Consider the following 17,819-nt stretch of genomic DNA (forward strand, 5'->3'; position numbering starts at 1 on the left):
TGGATTTCTTCAACAAGCTTTGGCAAGCTCGCGGGAACAAGCAGTATATGTCGGTGACGATAGCGGATTTTTGGCATCAACTGGAACAAAGCCGTTTAATCAGCGGCGAGCATTGCCGCCAATTGGCAGAACAATTTGGCGAGTTAAAGGGGGTCGCGCGCCAGGGAAACGCCACCGTCCTGGCCGAATGGCTGGTCAATCAGCAAGCACTGACCCGCTACCAGGCAAAAATCCTCCTGCGGGGCAAGTCCGGTCCCTTCTTTTTTGGAGAGTATGTCCTCTTTGAAAAAATCTCCGCCGGTCGTTTAGAAGGTCTTTACCGGGCGTTGCACTTGCAGTCGCGGCATCCGGTCCTGTTGGAATTTTTAGAGCCGGGCAATTTTGCCGAACCCCAGCAACGCGCCGCCCTGGCGGAATACACCCAGTTCGCCGCCAACTGGCTGGGACATCCCCATTTGCTGGATCTGTATCAACTGGCGCGCGCGGAACGGCGGGCATTTGTCGTATATGCCGACTGCGCGGGAGACACCCTTGATCAAGTATTGCAAAAGTCCGGCCCCCTCCCCTCCGCGGAAGCTTGCCGACTGGTGCGGGGCGCGCTGTTAGGCTTGGCGGTGCAGCATCAACTAGGCCTGGTGCATGGGGCCATTCGACCCGCGAATTTGCTCTTGGCACACGGTGGGCTGGTCCCGACTTTGCTCGTCCCTCCCCTGGCCCGGGACACTTGGCCCGACCCCGCAAAGGCGGATCTTAGCGCTTTTACGCCGGAGCAATTCACCAACCAAGTCGATTACATGGCCCCCGAACTGGCCCGCCCCGGCCAAACCGCCAATATCCTGACCGATATTTACGCCTGCGGTTGCTTGCTGTATCACAGCTTGGCCGGTAGGCCCCCCTTTGCTGGCGGCGACTTGGGCACCAAATTTGTACGGCATGCCTCGGAGCCGGTCCAACCCCTGGAACCACTGGGCGTGCCGCCGCAACTGGCCCAAGTCGTGGCGTATGCCATGGCCAAGGACCCTGGCTTGCGTTACACGCAGGCTGGCCAGCTTGCCGAGGCATTATCCTACTTTGTTGATCCCCGGGCATTGCAGATACCGTTACCCGCGGCCCCCGCCAGTCGAGTAGCATATTTGAGTTGGCTGGGCCAGCAACCTCGCGTTGATAGCGGCTTTGTGGGTGCGCGGGTGGGAGGATCAGGCAATGATAATTCCAGCGCCGGGGGCGCGCTCGCAACGCTGCCTAACCTTTCGCCCCAGTTGGACTTTGGCGCCGCCATGGCCGCCGTGACAAATAAGCAATCTCCCCCTGGCGCGCCCGGCGTTCCCTTAGGAGACCCTGCTTCCGCCGGTCCGAGCATCTTTGAGCAGCAAACGGCACGCCGGGAACAAGCGTTTCGCAAGCAACTGTTTATTGCCGGGGGCATCCTGGGGCTAGTTATAATCACCACGATGATTGTGTTGTCCCTCAACCGGGATCAACCAACGGATACGCCAACGGAGAAAAATCCTTCCACAATATCCCAACAAAAAACCCAGCCAGAGCCTGCCCCCACCGTTAGCCCGACCACGCAGTCACCCATGATTGCGACGACCGGTCAAGATCCGCTTTCCGGCGATCCGGGAACCGCCACGCCCCCCGCGACTTCCCCCCCCGTGAATACGACTCCGCCTGTCCAAAATACGTCCGTTATCCCCGGTGAACCGGATCGTCCGCTGGAAATCTCGTCCCCCCCGACCAATGTGGCGGACGATGGAAACTCACTTTGGGCGTCTCCCACCAATGGAACGCCGCTAAATTTTTCTCAGTTACCCGCGGGAGCGCAACTCTTTTTTTCTTGTCGTCCGGCGTTTTTGTTAAGGCAAACGCGCGTCGGGCCAAAAATGGTGGCCGCCGCGGGGCCGCTGGTGGCGGCGGGGCTGGAGGAATTGCGTCAAATTACGGCAGTACCGGTGGATGAATTGCAGTTAGTGCAGATTGCCTGGGTGGACGGGGGAAATCGCCTGCTGCCGGTCGTCTATGCCCGCGCGGCCGAGTCCATGACCAAAGAGAAATGGCTGGCGGCCCTGCGTAACCCCGCGGCGGGGATGGAGGGAAGCGAACAAGTTTATCACGGCCCAGCCTGGAGTTATCATTTTCCCTTGGTGGATGGTGGAAAAAAAATCATTATCGCGCCGGTCGCGCAACTGCGGGAATTATTGACGGCTCCCGCGTTACCCTTGCCAAAGATGGAGCGGTTGTTAAAGACCAGTGACGCCGAGCGGGGGGTCAATCTATTGTTTGCCCCGAACTTGCTTTTCAGCGAGGGGGCCAGGTTTTTTCCCGGCCAGGAACCTTTACTCAAATTTTTTGCCGACGTTTTAGGTTATGACACCGAAGCCCTCGGGCTTAGCCTGCATGTGGCGGGGACTGATTTTTTTGTGGAGGCCAAATTTCGCCCCAGCGCGGGTCAATCCGCGGCTCAAGGGGCGCTACTCTATCGCGAAAAAATTAGAAACTGGCAAAGCGCCGCGACGGCCTTTATCAATACCGTTCTGCCTAAAAATCCGCAGCAATACGCTTTTGCGCTCCTGATGAAATTTCCCGAGCGCGTCGGCATGTTTAGCCGCTTTACCCGCACGGGGGAAGAAAACGGGCTGATCGTGGTGCGGACTTATCTCAATAGCGACGCGGCCGAGCACATGGTTTACGGCAGCGAACTGTCCATGGCGTACGCGGGCCTTTTACCAACGATGACAACCGGGGGAACCTCCTCCGCCACTCAACCCGGCACGACCGGCGCGAATGTTCCCGTCGGGAATACCGCCGCGGCCAAGTTGCAAAAAGTGATCACGCTCAACTTTGCCCGCGATACGCTGGAAAAGTCGATGGAAATGTTGTCGACGGAAATTGGCGTACCGATTGAAATTCTGGGGGCGGATTTGCAGCTTGAGGGGATTACCAAGAATCAATCCTTTGGACTGGATGAAAAAGACAAAACCGCCGAGCAGATTTTGCTGACAATTTTCTTAAAGGCCAATCCCGATGGCAAATTGGTCTATGTGATCAAAACCAAGGAACCAGGGGGAGTCGAGACAATCTTTATCACCACCCGCGCCGCCGCGGCCAAACGCCAGGAGAAACTTCCCGCCGCATTGGACCAACCGGCTAAGAATTCGGCTAAAAAAGGGAAGTAGCCGCTCTCGGTAACATTTGTCGCGATTTATCCTAGGAATTTTCGGCAGAATCCACATTTTTGACAGAATTGGCCAAATCTTGGCCGCTTGGCCCTGTTTTGTTCGCTATGATAAAGGGACGCCCGCGCAGCCTGGGCCTCCGCGTTTTGTCAAAGCGAGCGAGGCGAAAGGGCGGATCAACCACCGGGCGTTCGCCTGTGGTTTTTTGCCGTTCCAACCGTGGGCGAGCACCCGACGGTTGAGCCAAAAAACTATGCTTTGACGGGGCATCAGGAACTTTGATTTTCAATTACCCGCTTATTTGGCTCCATTCGTGCAGCCCTACGCCATCCATTGCCAGACATGCCAAGCCGCGCTCGTGGTTAACAAGCCCGAGGCGATCGGTCTGATATTGGCATGCCCCCGCTGCAGTAGCATGGTGGAGGTAACGCCCCCGCCGCAACCGCTGGAATCTACCTCACCCGCCGCTTTACAAAGCTCAAAACGCCCTCCCTCACCAGCCCCGGCCAGTGTTCCCGCCACGGCAAATGGTTCCCGCGGAACCACCGTCCCAAATCACAACCCTAGCCAGGTGGAACCACCAAAGGTCGCAGGTCATCAGCCAGTGGGCGCGCTCCCGGCTAGCAATTTGTCCTTGACTGCTGATCCCACGACAACGGCTGCCGGTTCCGGAATGGCTGATGGTGGGTTGAGCTTCCCCACGCTCTGTCTTGTGGGAGGAGCGGGTATTTTACTGACCGGGGGAATATCCTTTGGTTTGTGGAGTCTCTTACGGGCCGAACCAGCCACCGTCACATCCAACCCTCCTGCGATAGCCGCACTCGGAAATACCGACAGTCAGAACAATGACAGTAACCTGGATAGTACTGTCGGTTCCACTCCATCAATTCCTCCTACGTCCACCGAATCCCAGCCGACGCTTTTAACACCGCGGGATAAACAGCCGGTTCCTCCCGCCACAGCGGCAAATCCCGTCCCGTTGCCAAATGATGACAGTTCAGTGGTAACTGCACCGTCGGCGGAGGCCCCCAACGCAAAGGGGTCCGCTATCGGAAATAATTCCATTATCGCAAAGAATTCCCCGCCCGCGTCGGCTCTCCAGCCTCCCCCGCCCGATACCCCCATTACAGAAGCCAACGCTCCTGCGACAGGCGCCCCACAATTGCCGGATGCCGCTGCACCCTCAGGGACAGTCCCCGCGGGGGTACCCATGGCGGAAAAAGACCCACTGGCCACAAAAACCCTCAAGCTGGATCCCGCCCCTCCGGGGGACACCATTGTGGCGGCCGACGCCCCCCAAATTCCCCGGGCTAATCAGCCCTTGCCCTCGCCGATCCCCCAAAGCGTCCCTCCCGCGGAAGCGGCGAACAACTCGGCCGGCAATCGCTCGGAAGGGGCCAACCCCGTCGCGGTAAAAAATCCAGCCGAGACCAAACCCGCCACGGTAAGCATCGAGCGGTTCCCCCCGGGAAAGCTTCCTCCGGATAGCCTGGATTTACGGCTGAATTTGGTTAATTACGACCAAGTCCCCTTATGGCGGATGGCGCGGGAGATCTCGACTCTGACGGGCGCCCCGGTGCAACTAAACCCCTTGGTGCTAGAAACGACCGGTTGGCGGTGTCAAACACCAGTGACGGTGCGGCTCGAGTTGTGCACCGCGCGCGAAGCATTGGCGGCGGCGGCCCTGCAAGCCGGCCTGGAACTGCTCGAGCGTGAAACCTATTGGGAACTCGCTCTTCCCGGCGAAATGAGTCCGCGCGCCCGTTATCAGGTGGATGACCTGGCCACTCCTGACAATGCCATCGAAGCGGAGATTGCCGCCCCGATTCGGCGTTTGATTGAACCCGCCAGTTGGGGTGTAACCGGAAAGTTGGAGGCGCGGGATGGAGCTCTTTTGGTGGACCAATCCGCCGCCGCGCAAGATCAAATCATCGTCTTTTGTGAAAAGCTCCGCCAAGCCCGCGGACTAAAGCTGCGGACAAAATACGACCCGCGCGAATCCCGTTTGCGCCGGTTTGATCCAGCGCGGTTTGCCCTCACGACCCGTCGCGCCGCGGCGGCGCCGTTGTTGGCCAAGCAGGTCAAGCTGTATGCTCCGCGGGGGGAATCGCTGCAATCCTTGATCAATCAACTTGAACAACAAACCGGCGCGGTAATCCAGTGGGACTGGGGCGCGCTTACCTTGGCCCAGGCAGCGCCGGGTAGCCGTGTGACCGCGGATTCGCGGCCTGAAAATTTGTCCGAGGCCCTCGCCCGGATGCTTACACCTTTACGGCTTACAGCGATTCCCATTGATCACCAGACACTGTGGATCACCTCGGAAGATCCCTCCCGCCAATCCAGACTGCTCGAGTGGTATCAACCCCGCGTGACCGGCGAGCATGATCCCGTGGCGGAACTGCTAACCCAGTATCAAACGCTGGCAACTACCGCGGGCCTGCGACAACCCCTGGCGGCGGCGGATTGCCACTGGGATTTGCCTAGCCAGACGTTGATTGTGCGCGGCACGGCGGCCCAGCACGAAATATGCTATCAACTGTGGGTTGCCTCTTCACCGCCCGCTCCCCAAACCGTCGATTAATCCTTTCCTCCCGGGCAATCAAAGTAGCGATTCGACCATCGCCTTAGGAATCCATTTTTTACCCTGCCAAAAAGACAAGCCCCCGGAATCTTCCAGGGGCTTGTTTATTGCGCTGCTTATTGCCTGTGGAATAGCAAACAACTCTACATATCAAAGGGGTTGGCCTCGGCCGGGGGCGCGGGAGTATTGTCAAATGGATTCGATTCCGACGGCGCTGGCGTTGGCGAAACGGGAGGAGTACCTGCATCAAAAGGATTCGCCTCTTCGGATGGAGCGGCCGCGGAATTATCGTCAAATGGATTAGGTTCGGTGGCGGGAGCGGGAGTGGGTGCCCCGGCAGGAGGAGTCTCCACAACGGGGGCGTCAAAAATATTTTCTTCCACTGTGACTTCTGGCGCGTTGGCCATGGGCGTGGCCGCCGGGGGATTGGCTGATGGCGGAGGGACTAAAGTAGCAGGATTGGGAATTGCCGCTTGGGCATCCTGCACTGTATTTCCCACGGCCTTACCCAATACATTTCCCAGCGCCCTCCCAACGCTAGCCAAACGCCCCGGCGCGCGGGATGTATTACTAGCTATACGAGGCTCGGAAGGAATCGCCAACTGGTTGCTGGCAGGGGGAGTTGCGGGAGCGCTGGCGGAACTATCGAAAGGATTATCGTCGGTCGCTGGTGGTGTGGCGGGTGCCGGGGTGGCGGGAACATCGGTAGTCGGTGCGGCCGCTTCTGGTTCGCCAAATGGGTTATCAGCGGCGGGGGGCGTGGCGGGAGCGGGTGTCGCCGGAGCCGGGGTGGCGGGAACTTCGGTAGCGGGAGCCGCGGCTTCTGGTTCGCCAAATGGGTTATCAGCGGCGGGGGGCGTGGCCGGTGCGGGTGTCGCCGGAGCCGGTGTGGCGGGTGCTTCGGCGGCGGGTGTGCCAAAGGGGTCTTCCGCCATGGGTGTTGTTGTCGCAGGTTCTGCGGCTGGAGAGCCAAATGGATCGCTTGCCATAGGAGTCGCGGGAACCACGGCCGCCGGAGCCGCAGCCTGATCCGCCCCCTTCGGGATCGCCACTAACGGAGTTGGTGCAACCGTTGCCGAGCGTTCCTTGGCTAAGGGAGTGTTCCGTAATACAGCCGCTTCATTGCCACGGGCAACTTCGTACCGTTGGTTGCGCGCTTCTTGTGCTTTTTGATACAACGCCACCCGGGCCGCAGCGCGATATTTTTCTAATTGCAGCCGGCGCGAACCCTGCACACGTTCCAGGCTGCGGCCCACTTGATAAAAACCAGTGGAATCAAGAGCCTCTAGTTCGGCCCCTTTTTTAAAGTCGGCAATCGCTTCATTTTCGCTGCCAAGATTCAGCAAACTCAATCCACGAAAATAAAACGCGCGAGGGTCTTCGCTCCCCCCGGTAATCGCGGCGTTGAGGTCCTCATGCGCGGCCAGATAATTCCCCGCGTTGTAATGATGCACGCCGGTGCCATAATACTGGCCCAATATCGCAAGATCCGCCCCGCACAACGGAGCGGCAAACAACGACGCACCAAACAACAGCGCGGCTAAATTCCTACGCATGATCAAAGCTCCCATTCTGTGAAAAGTGTTTCCTTCACCAGCGCGTGGGCGAGACCACAAAAAAAGTGATTTCCTGGAAAGACCACCCAGGCACCACTCCCGCTTGAAAAGTATTTATCATGTACCTTATTTGTCGCCAACAAATGTCCTGGCCGGGTAATTACACATCCCTACACAAACATGCACCTAGGGACCACGGCATACCGACACATTTGGACGATTGTAACGTCTGGCAAGTTCCCCGCTAACCGAAACAAGCTACAATCCTATTATATTAACCGTACAAATTCTTGAATTCAACGCGCTACGGGGAAAAAGTGCCGTGCTGTAACTACATATTTAATTTACACTTAGGACAATGTTGTCGAATTGGTATAATTGCTATAGCCCATTTTCCCAGACTCCCGTCACGAATGTCGCCGCGACCATCGAAAGCAAGACCCATATGCAGATGTAAAAAATCATAATATCAAATCAGCTTTTTTCACTGGTAGCGTACTCGATGCGCTCTTGTGAAACTGGCATAATTGCCTAAAATTATCGAGAAAAAAGCTACCCATCGAATAGATGGCAAGGAACTGCCGCAATGTATAAAATACCATAATAGATTGCCAAATTTCCACGAGGGCCGGACAGGAAAACAGTGGCAAGTCGAACCAGATATCATCGCTAACTTATTTTAGGCGGCATTTTATGGCTAAGAGACCCGGGTGGAATGATGGCTGGTTGCGCGGCCTAGCTGCCAAACTGGCATTGATGGCTCTGGGCGGTCTTCATCTCTTTTCGTCCGCGCTGCATGTGCGGGGAGAAGAAAGTTTTGACCCGACCGCCGTGGTGGACCTACTCGAAATCATGCTCGAGCAACAAGCCGAAGAGCCGGACACTGTGATCAAATGCCTGGATGTCTTGTCTCAAAAAATCGAAACCCGCGAAGTAACTCCCGCCGCCGCCGCGGAATTGCGCCCCCGTCTGCAAGAACCCTTGCAAAAAATCCTGGCCGGACCTAGCCATATCCCGCTTTTTTCAGCGGCCGCGCGTTTAGCCGCCGGATTGGGTGATCCTGCTGGCCGAAGAGCCATGCGTCAAGTCTTGGCTGATGCAAAATCACCCGTCAACATGCAACTAGCGGCCCTATCGGCGGTAGTGGCCGAACCGGACGATACCCTGTTCAATTTTTTGCGGCGAGTTTTCCCCGCGAAAATAAACCCGGCGGACGCACCACGGCCCGAATATTCAGAAGCCCAACTAATATCAATACTTCAAACCTTGGATCGGAGCGAGGCGACGGAAATTGCCGAAATTTTGTTGGCCGGCTATCCGCACGTCTCCGCCACGCTGCAGCCTCAGGTTCTGGAGCTGTTAACGCATCGCGCCGCTTGGTCTAGGGCGTTACTGGCGAGCATCGAGAAAAAAGAACTTCCCGCGACGATCCTCAATACCAACCAAATCCGCCGGATGCTAACCGGTAATGACGCGGAACTCAGCGGGCAAATCAAAAATATCTATGGGACCATTCGGACCGACCGCAATCCCCAGCGCGAACAGGTTCTCTTGGCCATGCGAGACGCCATCCGCCGCCATCCCCCGGGAAACGCGCTGACGGGGGAAAAAGTCTTTCAACGGGTCTGCGGCCAATGCCACAAACTACATGGCGTCGGACAAGATGTGGGCCCGGATATCACGCTCAACGGCCGAAATTCGTTTGAGCAACTCTTGTCAAATGTCTTTGACCCGAGTCTGGTCATCGGGGCCGCTTACCAGGCCCAGATTGTCGAGACCACAGACGGGCTGACGCTGACGGGATTAGTGGCCGAAGATAACGACCAGCGGCTGGTCCTAAAGCTGCAAGGGGGAAAGCTGGAGATTATCCCGCGTCAGAATATTGCCGCCTCCTTTACCAGTCCGCTATCCTTGATGCCCGAAGAACTGGAAAAACAATTTAGCGAGCAAGAATTACGGGACTTGTTTGCCTATTTGACGTTGGATAAACATCCGTCCGACCCCGCGGCGGTCCGCTTGCCGGGGGTTTATCCACCGCAAAATCGCACTGCCAAAACCGCCGCCGCGTATCCCGAATTGGTCAATTACATCGCCGCTGGTTTCCAACTCAATGGTTGCGGCGAAGGGGGATTAGTGCTTTTAGAAAAATTTCGCGACCAGCCCGATATCTTACAAACCCACCCCCTCGGCCCGGAGCAGCCCGCGATTATGGCAGGGGAGTTTGCCATTCCCGCCTATGTCCAAGCCATGCTAAAACTGGCGGTCACCCATCACCCCGATGGCGACTGGCGGCTGGTCGTGCGGGGGAATGGCCAAGTCTTGCTGGACCGGATTATTGGTCCCACCACCAGCGCCGATCCGTGGCATCATTTGGCCGTCGATTTAAGCCAATTCGCGGGGGGCAAAGTTCAACTCGAATTGGAAAATTCGGCCAACAATTGGGCGTGGGAGTTTGGTTATTGGCGGGAAGTGCGACTGGAATTTCAACCAAAACCCGCCAGCGACGCGCCAAAGCCGTAGCCGTTTTTGGTCTCTTAGCGCCTCGATAAATTTTGCCAGCCGAACAGGTGAATGGTTTGCTCGCCTGAACGGAGGGGAAAAAAATATCCCAAATTCATCGCGACAGCTCCACTCTCCGTTGGCTAGACTTATGACTGTTTATTTGCCCTAGCGATTCCCACTTTATGCGGCGCGACGCGGTCGACCACCGCGCCTGGTCGCTCCCCTTTTTGCAAATTGCCCGTGGCGTCGATCTTATTGACCGCGTTTCAACCGTATGATCGCTGGACGAGCAATTCCAGTTGGTTGACGTTGGTGGAATTGACGCGGCAACTGCCCGTGGATTTGCAAGTGACCACGCGCCTCTACCCGGTCGACTATGACGCGGCGCGTGAAGCGGTGCTGGCCGATCTACGGGATAACTATGATGTGGCATTGCATTTAGGCCAGGCCCCGGGAATCAATCGGATTCATCTGGAGGCGCTGGCGATCAATGTGCGGCAGCAACCGGGCCAGCCCGCGATTCCACTACTCAGCGACGGTCCGTTGGCGTACCAGTCGACGCTTCCCTTGGCGAGGTGGGGGTCTGAACTGGTGGCCCGGGGATTTCCGGCGGCGGTCAGTTGGCACGCGGGAACCTATCTGTGCAATGCGCTACTGTATTACTCGCTACACTCCGCGCATGTGCTGGGGCTAAAGACCGCGGCCTGCTTTGTCCATGTGCCGCTGGATGTTTCGCAAATCATGACCGAACCCGCGGGAACACCCAGTCTGCCGGTGGCGTACTCCGCCGCGGCGATCCATTGCCTATTAGGAGAAATCGAACGCGGGGAATATTAAGCATCGCCACCCTCTCCCCACTTTCCACTACCCACTGCTCACTTTCCTCCACCCACCCCCTATCCCCCACCTCATTTCCTCGGCGGGATCAGGACCACGCGAAATCCCAAAATATTATCCACGTAATCGGGTTTATCACGTACCCGCATGGAGGAGCGGCAGGTTAATGGAAAGCTGTCCCAGCCGCCGCCGCGATTGACGCGAAATTCCCCGCGTGCCGCTCCCACGGGATCTTTTCCCCCCGCCAGTTTGTCGTCATACCAGTCGCCGCACCATTCCCAGACATTGCCATGCATATCATACAGCCCCCAGGCGTTGGGCTTTTTTTGTCCCACAACCTGCGGCGCTTGCCACCCCTGGTCCCAGGTGTTTTCCATATACCAGGCATAGTCCTTTAACTTGCGTACATCCGCGCCAAAATAAAACGCGGTCTTGCTCCCCGCGCGGCAGGCGTATTCCCATTCCGCTTCTGTCGGCAAGCGATACGTTTTACCTTCTTTCACGCCCAGCTTTTTGCAAAAGGCGTTGGCGTCGGTCCAACTGATATAAGTCGCCGGATAGTTCGCCCCTTCTTCGACAAATTTTTTGCCTTTCCAGGGTTTGGTTCCCATGACTTTTATCCACTCTCCCTGGGTGACTTCATGCGCCCCTAGATAAAACGCCTTGGTGATTTCGACATTGACTTGCTTTTCGTTGAGTTGGCGAAACCCATCGTGACCCAATTCCGTGGGGGGACTGCTCATCACAAATTTTCCGGCGGGAATGGCCCTTAACTGCATCCCGATGGAATTGGTGATATTTTGCCGCAGAACATCCTCGACCCGGCCCAGGGTCCAACTGCCAACCTTGCCATACGGGACGGGAATTTGATCCTGTTTGTCCTTATTCCAGACGTAATCCTTGGTTTCGCGGCTGACATAATTCAGCATTTCCGGTAACGCGAGTTCTCCCTTGGGATACCAGACCTCGGCGGCGTCCCCGCGCAAATACTTGAGCATCTGCGCTGTAAACGCGCCGTGACCGCGACCGTCGACCAGCGCCGGATACTCATGGCTTTTTTCGCCGGCCGAGCAACTAAAAAACGCGACCATGCCGGTTGGCACGGTGCGGATTTTTTTCCCCACGGGTTCAAGCTCTACCTCCTTGGAGCGGGTCTTGTTTTTTGGCTGGGGATTATTGCGGCAGGCATCCACGATCAGTAATTTGCGCCCCGCTTTGGATTCCTGCAAAAGGGCGTACACCTTTTCTAGTGATAATAGGGTGTCACGGTCATCGAGCTGCGCCTCGGCGGGGCAAAAATAAAGTTCCTGCGTTTCAGACTCTTCCCCCATCCCTTTATCGATGGCAAATTGGACACCATGACCCATAAAACCAAAGATAAGCGTGTCATTTTCTGTCAGGCCCTGCGCGCGATTATTTAAAACTTTTTCAATTTTTGCCGGCGTATTGGGGTGCAACTGCGGATTTTCCACGGCCAAGGTCATCAACGTGACGTCAAATCCTAATTGCTTGAACTGCTTGGCCAATTCTTCGGCGTCGGCCACCGTATAATTCAGCCGATTGAGTTGAGAGGGATCATATTTATCCACGCCCACCAGCACGGCATATTTTTTGCCTATATTTTGGGCCGCCACCTGAGTGGAACTGGCCGGAAAAAGCCCCAGACACAACATCCAGAGAAGCCAGCGGGTAAACCGCCAATGGTTAAGAAACGCTTGACCGGAGACAAGGCGAGATCGACGCTGGGTGCTGGGGGACATGGCGGTTATTCCCTAGAAAAACAAGCGCGATGGCATTTTTGTTACTATACTTACCCGTCAGCCCGACACAATCCCGCCCCGGACTGGCCGAACATCAACCAGCCAGGTCAGGGGTAAAAATCATCCCGGCGGTACTGTTTTGAACTGGCTGCTAGCGGGAAGTTTTACTGGTCAACGAATCCACGGCTAAAATCTTCCCCCGGGGGGGATGTAACGGTGGACACCGTTAAAACTTATCGCAGTTTCAATGAATTATTTTAAATATTAGCATTCTCTCTAACCGGACGCCAACCAAACAGGGTGCGTCCTTACTGACAACCGAGATGGGATTTGTTACATTGAAATTGCGTCGTTCGATGGCGGCTAGTTAGCGGGGCTAGGCCATGTTGGAGACATGACCCAGTCAACCCCTTTTTTGTTTATTTTGGAACTTGGCGGTTTTTTGTGGAGTGGCACTGATGGCAACTGCGGCAAAGGCGACCAGCACGACTCGGACGGTTGATCCCTTTCAGGCGTATGACACATTCTCGACCGGGACTGCCGCCACGGGAGGCGGAGCGGACACTCCCGCGACTGATATTCCCGCGACTGTGGGAATTTATCGCCTGGAAAAACTGAACAGCCTGGGCCTCGGGCCGGTCAGTCGCCTCCCTTATTCCATTCGTTTACTCCTGGAATCTTTGTTGCGCAATTGCGACGGCTACGAAGTGACCACCGACGATGTGCGTAACTTGGTGGCTTGGAACGCTGCCAAACCGGCAGAATTGGAAATCCCGTTTAAGCCCGCCCGCGTGGTCTTGCAGGACTTTACCGGCGTGCCGTGCGTTGTCGATCTGGCGGCCATGCGCAGCGCGATGCAGCGACTGGGGGGAGACGCCGCCAAAATCAATCCCCTGATCCCCGTTGATTTGGTGATCGACCATTCGGTCCAAGTTGACGAATTTGCCCGCGATAATGCGCTTGACCTGAATGTCGAGCTGGAATTCCAGCGCAATCGCGAGCGGTATGAATTCCTTCGCTGGGGCCAAAAGGCGTTTAATAATTTTCGCGTGGTTCCGCCAAATATCGGTATCGTGCATCAGGTCAATCTGGAATATCTGGCCAAAGGGGTCTTTGTGCGCCCCGATGCCGCGGGACGCCCCACCGCGCTCCCCGATACACTAGTCGGCACGGACAGCCATACCACCATGATCAATGGCCTAGGCGTGGTGGGCTGGGGGGTCGGCGGTATCGAGGCCGAGGCGGTCATGCTAGGCCAACCACTCTATATGCTCATGCCCGAGGTGGTGGGCATGGAAATCACGGGGCAACTTCCACCGGGCGCGACTGCGACCGACCTGGTTTTGACCGTGACGGAAATCCTACGCAAGGAAAAAGTGGTCGGTAAATTTGTCGAATTTTTTGGTTCCGGCGTCACCCACATGCGGTTGGCGGACCGGGCAACCATTAGCAATATGGCACCGGAATACGGGGCCACGATGGGATTCTTTCCCACGGACGAGGAGACCCTGCGTTATTTGCGGCAAACAGGCCGGACCGAGGCCGAAATCCAACTGGTGGAGCGATATTGTCGTGAACAAGGATTATTCCGCACCGATGACGCCCCTGTCCCGGAATTTACCAAGGTCCTGCGGCTCGACCTGGGGACCATTGTCCCCAGCCTGGCCGGGCCCAAGCGCCCGCAAGACCGGGTCCCGTTAACCCAGGTAAAGCAAACCTTCTTGCAAGCGCTCAGCGCCCCCGTGGCCGAGCGGGGCTTTGCCCTGGCAGCTGACAAACTAAATGCGACCGCCAGCGTCAAGGATAACGGCCATTCCAGCCAGATTGGCCACGGCGCGGTCGTCATCGCCGCCATTACCAGTTGCACAAATACCAGCAACCCCAGCGTGATGCTGGCGGCGGGTTTGTTAGCCAAGGCCGCCGTCGAACGAGGCCTAACCGTCCCCCCCCACGTCAAGACCAGCCTGGCCCCCGGCTCGCGGGTGGTGACCGACTATTATGTCCGTTCCGGGCTAAATCGTTATTTGGATCAACTCGGTTTTCAAACGGTTGGCTATGGCTGCACTACCTGCATTGGCAATAGCGGACCCTTGCCGGACGCCGTCGCCCAGGCCGTGACCGCGGGAGATTTGGTTGTATCGGCGGTGCTATCGGGAAATCGCAATTTTGAAGGGCGGGTCAATCCCCATGTAAAGGCCAATTATCTGGCCAGTCCGCCGCTCGTGGTGGCGTATGCCCTGGCGGGTTCCACCGCGATCGACTTGGCGACGGAACCTTTGGGGCGAGATCAACAGGGCCAACCGGTATATCTGCGCGAGATCTGGCCATCGTCGGAAACGGTGATGCACACGATGGCCTCGGCCGTCCTGCCCGAAATGTTCACCCGCCGTTACACCGGCGTCTGGGAGAGCAATCCCAAATGGAATGCCATCCCCGTCAGTGGCGGCCAATTGTACGACTGGAAGGAATCCAGCACCTACATTCAAGAGCCGCCGTTTTTAATGGACCTGGCCCCTGCTCCGGCGGCAATTCAACCGATCAAAAATGCCCGCTGTCTGGCCGCATTAGGCGATTCCGTCACTACGGATCACATTAGCCCCGCCGGTTCAATCAAGGCCGATAGCCCCGCGGGCAAGTACCTGCAGGCCGCCGGTGTTACGCCAGCGGATTTTAACAGTTACGGTGCGCGCCGCGGTAACGACCGCATCATGACACGGGGCACGTTTGCCAATATCCGCATCCGCAACTTGCTGGCTCCGGGGACCGAAGGCGGGGTCACGCGCTTACTTCCCGGCAACGAAATCCTGCCCATTTTTGACGCCGCCCAACGGTACAAGGCCGAGGGCGTCCCCTTGGTCATTCTTGCGGGCGAGGAATACGGTACCGGCAGCAGCCGCGATTGGGCGGCCAAGGGGACCATGCTCTTGGGCGTGCGGGCGGTGCTGGCCAGCAGCTTTGAACGCATCCACCGCAGCAATCTGGTCGGCATGGGCGTGTTGCCGTTGGTCCTGCCCGAAAGCTGGCAATCGCTGGGTCTAACTGGCGAAGAGCTATTCGACATTCCCATCTCGGAAAAAGTCGCCCCTCGCTCCAACATCACTGTGACCGCGACCAAGCCCGATGGCACCGTCGTCACCTTTGAGGCCAAGGTGCGGATCGATACCCCGGTGGAGCTGGATTACTATCGCAACGGCGGCATATTGCAGACTGTGTTGCGAAAATTATTGGCGGGGTAACGTGGCTGTCGCCCCCTCGCCCGCGGATTAAAATTTATGTCAGGAACGGTAATAAAAATGCCTAGTTACGCTGATAATTGGCCGATCGATTTTAGTTTTTTAGAATTGCGGCCGGCGAATGTCACGTTGCAAATCTGGTTAAAAAACTCCCTCGAACAGCGGATCGTCTCCGCCACGTTGATCGGTCCCCAATCGCGTTATTCCCAAACGCTCTCCACGCGCTATAACTTTCGCGTGGCGCGACAGGTCCGGGTGATGCCTGACGCCTGGCAAGTCACTTGTCCGGATCCTTGCTACTGGACGCCAAACCTGCCATTTTTTTACGAAATTCACCTGGATGTGCGAGACGCGAGGCAACCCGAGGGGCCTATTACCAGTTACCGTCTGCCCCTGGCACTCAAACGGCTGTCGATCGGCAAGCAGTCGTTGTACTGCGACGGAGAACGGACCGTCTTGCGCGGCATTACCCTCAAACTAGCCGAACTGGCGGACGAGCTTTGGCCTGAATTACGGAGAAAACGGGTTACCGTGCTTAGCGACGCGCCGACCGAGGAAATTTTGCGCAATTGCGGGGATCACGGCATACCCATTATTTGGGATTGCCGCAGTCAATTTCCCACCGATGATCAACTTCGCTGGGCACGGCAACAAGGGGCTTTGTGGGGCATTTGGGTAAAGGCGAAAGAATTAATCCATTCGGATTGGGAAACCGAAATCAATCCGCTGTTTTGGTGGGTGGAGCTAGAGGCGGATAGCGAGCCGCGCGACTTACATTCTGACGTGGACTTTTTGACCGATTTCCAGACTAATTTGGGGATTATTTTGGCTAAGGCAAATTCCATTGCAGCCTGGCAAACCTGCTTGAAAGCCCTAAAGGAAATGCCATTTCCCCGCGGAATATGGACAACGGCCCCAGCGGACGAAAGCGACTGGACCGCCCGCCGCGCGGCCTGCGACCGGCTGCAGGCGGAAATGGCCAAGCAGCCAAACATGGCCCCCCAGGAGGATTTCTCGGCATATTGGGTGGTCTGACGCAAATTGTCCCCGCGTAAAATATATCCCCCATGGCCGACACCCTTGCCCGCTATGCCCGCCAGATCAATTACGCTCCCCTGGGCGCAAAGGGACAGAGCGCGCTTCTGGCCAGCACGGCATTGATCGTTGGCTGCGGCGCGCTGGGGACCGTGCAGGCTAATTTGCTCGCCCGCGCGGGCGTGGGTCGATTACGGATTGTGGATCGGGACTTTGTCGAATTGACCAACTTGCAGCGGCAAGTTCTCTTTGACGAGGAAGACCTGCGACGGGAACTCCCCAAGGCCGTGGCCGCGGCGAATAAACTGGCGGTGATTAATTCCACCATCACACTCGAGCCTATCGTCGCCGATCTGCATAGCGGCAATATCCGCGAACTGTGCCAGGGCGTGGATTGCATTCTGGACGGGACGGATAATTTTGAAACGCGCTTTCTGATCAACGACGCGGCACACGCGCTGGGCATCCCCTGGATCTATGGGGGGTGCATCGGGGCGGAAGGGCAAATGTTGGCGATACTCCCCGGCGAAACCCCATGCTTGCGCTGCGTCTTGCCGGAACCACCCCCCCCCGGCACGCAACAAACTTGCGATACGGCGGGAGTGCTCGGCCCCGCGGCGGGAATCGTGGCCGCCTGGCAAGCCGCCGAAGCCCTCAAAATCCTCAGCGGCAACCGCGCCGCCGTTAACCGTCACTGGGTGGTGTTTGACTTGTGGCGGGGGGATTGGCGGCAGTTGGCGGTGGCGGGACTGCGGGAAGCCGGGGGTTGCGGCTCTTGCCAACAAGGGGAGTACCCCTGGCTGTTGGGCGAGCGGGGTAATCAAGCGGCGGTCCTCTGCGGGCGAAACGCCGTGCAACTGACCTTTGCCGATGTGCGCTGGTCGCTGGCGGAGCTACGGGAAAAGCTCCGCCTATTACCCGAGGCGCAACTGAGCGGCAACAATTACCTGCTGCGGTTGCGGGTGGATCCTTATTTATTGACGTTCTTTCCCGATGGGCGTGTGATTGTCCAGGGGACGGACGACATTGCTGCGGCCAAGACCGTCTTTACAAAGTATCTGGGGGGGTGAGAAGTCGGATATGCAGACAGCAATAAGTAAAATTTATGACGGAGTTACGGAGGAATGCATTGAGGTGCA

Annotated in this window: 9 protein-coding genes; 7 read left to right on the plus strand and 2 right to left on the minus strand. The window is 57.2% G+C overall.

What is annotated here, in order from left to right; translation table 11 throughout:
• Positions 1-47: 47 nt before the first annotated feature.
• Positions 48-3,176: a protein kinase gene (locus tag SFX18_06095; GenBank protein ID MDX1962703.1), complete on the plus strand. Its 3,129-nt coding sequence runs from the start codon at positions 48-50 to the stop codon at positions 3,174-3,176.
• A 313-nt stretch (positions 3,177-3,489) separates the two neighbouring features.
• The gene (locus SFX18_06100) at positions 3,490-5,757 is read left to right on the plus strand and encodes a hypothetical protein (protein MDX1962704.1); all 2,268 of its coding nucleotides are present in this window, start codon (positions 3,490-3,492) and stop codon (positions 5,755-5,757) included.
• A 143-nt stretch (positions 5,758-5,900) separates the two neighbouring features.
• Here the strand turns inward: SFX18_06100 and SFX18_06105 are convergent, their stop codons facing one another.
• Positions 5,901-7,313: a tetratricopeptide repeat protein gene (locus tag SFX18_06105; protein ID MDX1962705.1), complete on the minus strand. Its 1,413-nt coding sequence runs from the start codon at positions 7,311-7,313 to the stop codon at positions 5,901-5,903.
• Between the two features lie 693 nt (positions 7,314-8,006).
• Between SFX18_06105 and SFX18_06110 the strand changes: the two genes are divergently transcribed.
• Entirely contained in the window at positions 8,007-9,833 is a 1,827-nt protein-coding gene (locus SFX18_06110; GenBank protein ID MDX1962706.1) for a c-type cytochrome, read from the plus strand.
• Between the two features lie 222 nt (positions 9,834-10,055).
• Positions 10,056-10,652: a pyroglutamyl-peptidase I gene (locus SFX18_06115; protein MDX1962707.1), complete on the plus strand. Its 597-nt coding sequence runs from the start codon at positions 10,056-10,058 to the stop codon at positions 10,650-10,652.
• A 71-nt stretch (positions 10,653-10,723) separates the two neighbouring features.
• On the opposite strand, the gene SFX18_06120 is transcribed toward SFX18_06115, so the two are convergent.
• Positions 10,724-12,412 (minus strand): SUMF1/EgtB/PvdO family nonheme iron enzyme, encoded by a 1,689-nt coding sequence (locus tag SFX18_06120; GenBank protein ID MDX1962708.1) that lies wholly within the window; start codon positions 12,410-12,412, stop codon positions 10,724-10,726.
• A 458-nt stretch (positions 12,413-12,870) separates the two neighbouring features.
• On the opposite strand from SFX18_06120, the gene acnA reads away from it, so the two are divergent.
• From acnA to SFX18_06135, 3 genes are read left to right on the plus strand one after another with little or no spacing between them, the layout of a single operon-like run.
• On the plus strand, positions 12,871-15,648 hold the full coding sequence (acnA, locus tag SFX18_06125) for an aconitate hydratase AcnA (protein MDX1962709.1): 2,778 nt from the start codon (positions 12,871-12,873) through the stop codon (positions 15,646-15,648).
• A 57-nt stretch (positions 15,649-15,705) separates the two neighbouring features.
• Positions 15,706-16,680 (plus strand): hypothetical protein, encoded by a 975-nt coding sequence (locus tag SFX18_06130; protein ID MDX1962710.1) that lies wholly within the window; start codon positions 15,706-15,708, stop codon positions 16,678-16,680.
• A gap of 32 nt (positions 16,681-16,712) precedes the next feature.
• Positions 16,713-17,750, plus strand: a complete 1,038-nt coding sequence (locus SFX18_06135; GenBank protein ID MDX1962711.1) for a ThiF family adenylyltransferase — start codon at positions 16,713-16,715, stop codon at positions 17,748-17,750.
• Positions 17,751-17,819 lie beyond the last annotated feature (69 nt).

The sequence above is a fragment of the Pirellulales bacterium genome (genome assembly GCA_033762255.1).
Lineage (GTDB): Bacteria > Planctomycetota > Planctomycetia > Pirellulales > JALHPA01 > JANRLT01.

What these genes read in the sequence shown, in the direction of transcription:
- SFX18_06110 (MDX1962706.1), top strand. Translation starts at nt 8,007, where the DNA reads ATGGCTAAGAGACCCGGGTGGAATGATGGCTGGTTGCGCGGCCTAGCT.
- SFX18_06130 (MDX1962710.1), top strand. Translation starts at nt 15,706, where the DNA reads ATGCCTAGTTACGCTGATAATTGGCCGATCGATTTTAGTTTTTTAGAA.
- SFX18_06095 (MDX1962703.1), top strand. Translation starts at nt 48, where the DNA reads ATGTCGGTGACGATAGCGGATTTTTGGCATCAACTGGAACAAAGCCGT.
- acnA (MDX1962709.1), top strand. Translation starts at nt 12,871, where the DNA reads ATGGCAACTGCGGCAAAGGCGACCAGCACGACTCGGACGGTTGATCCC.
- SFX18_06120 (MDX1962708.1), bottom strand. Translation starts at nt 12,412, where the DNA reads ATGTCCCCCAGCACCCAGCGTCGATCTCGCCTTGTCTCCGGTCAAGCG.
- SFX18_06105 (MDX1962705.1), bottom strand. Translation starts at nt 7,313, where the DNA reads ATGCGTAGGAATTTAGCCGCGCTGTTGTTTGGTGCGTCGTTGTTTGCC.
- SFX18_06135 (MDX1962711.1), top strand. Translation starts at nt 16,713, where the DNA reads ATGGCCGACACCCTTGCCCGCTATGCCCGCCAGATCAATTACGCTCCC.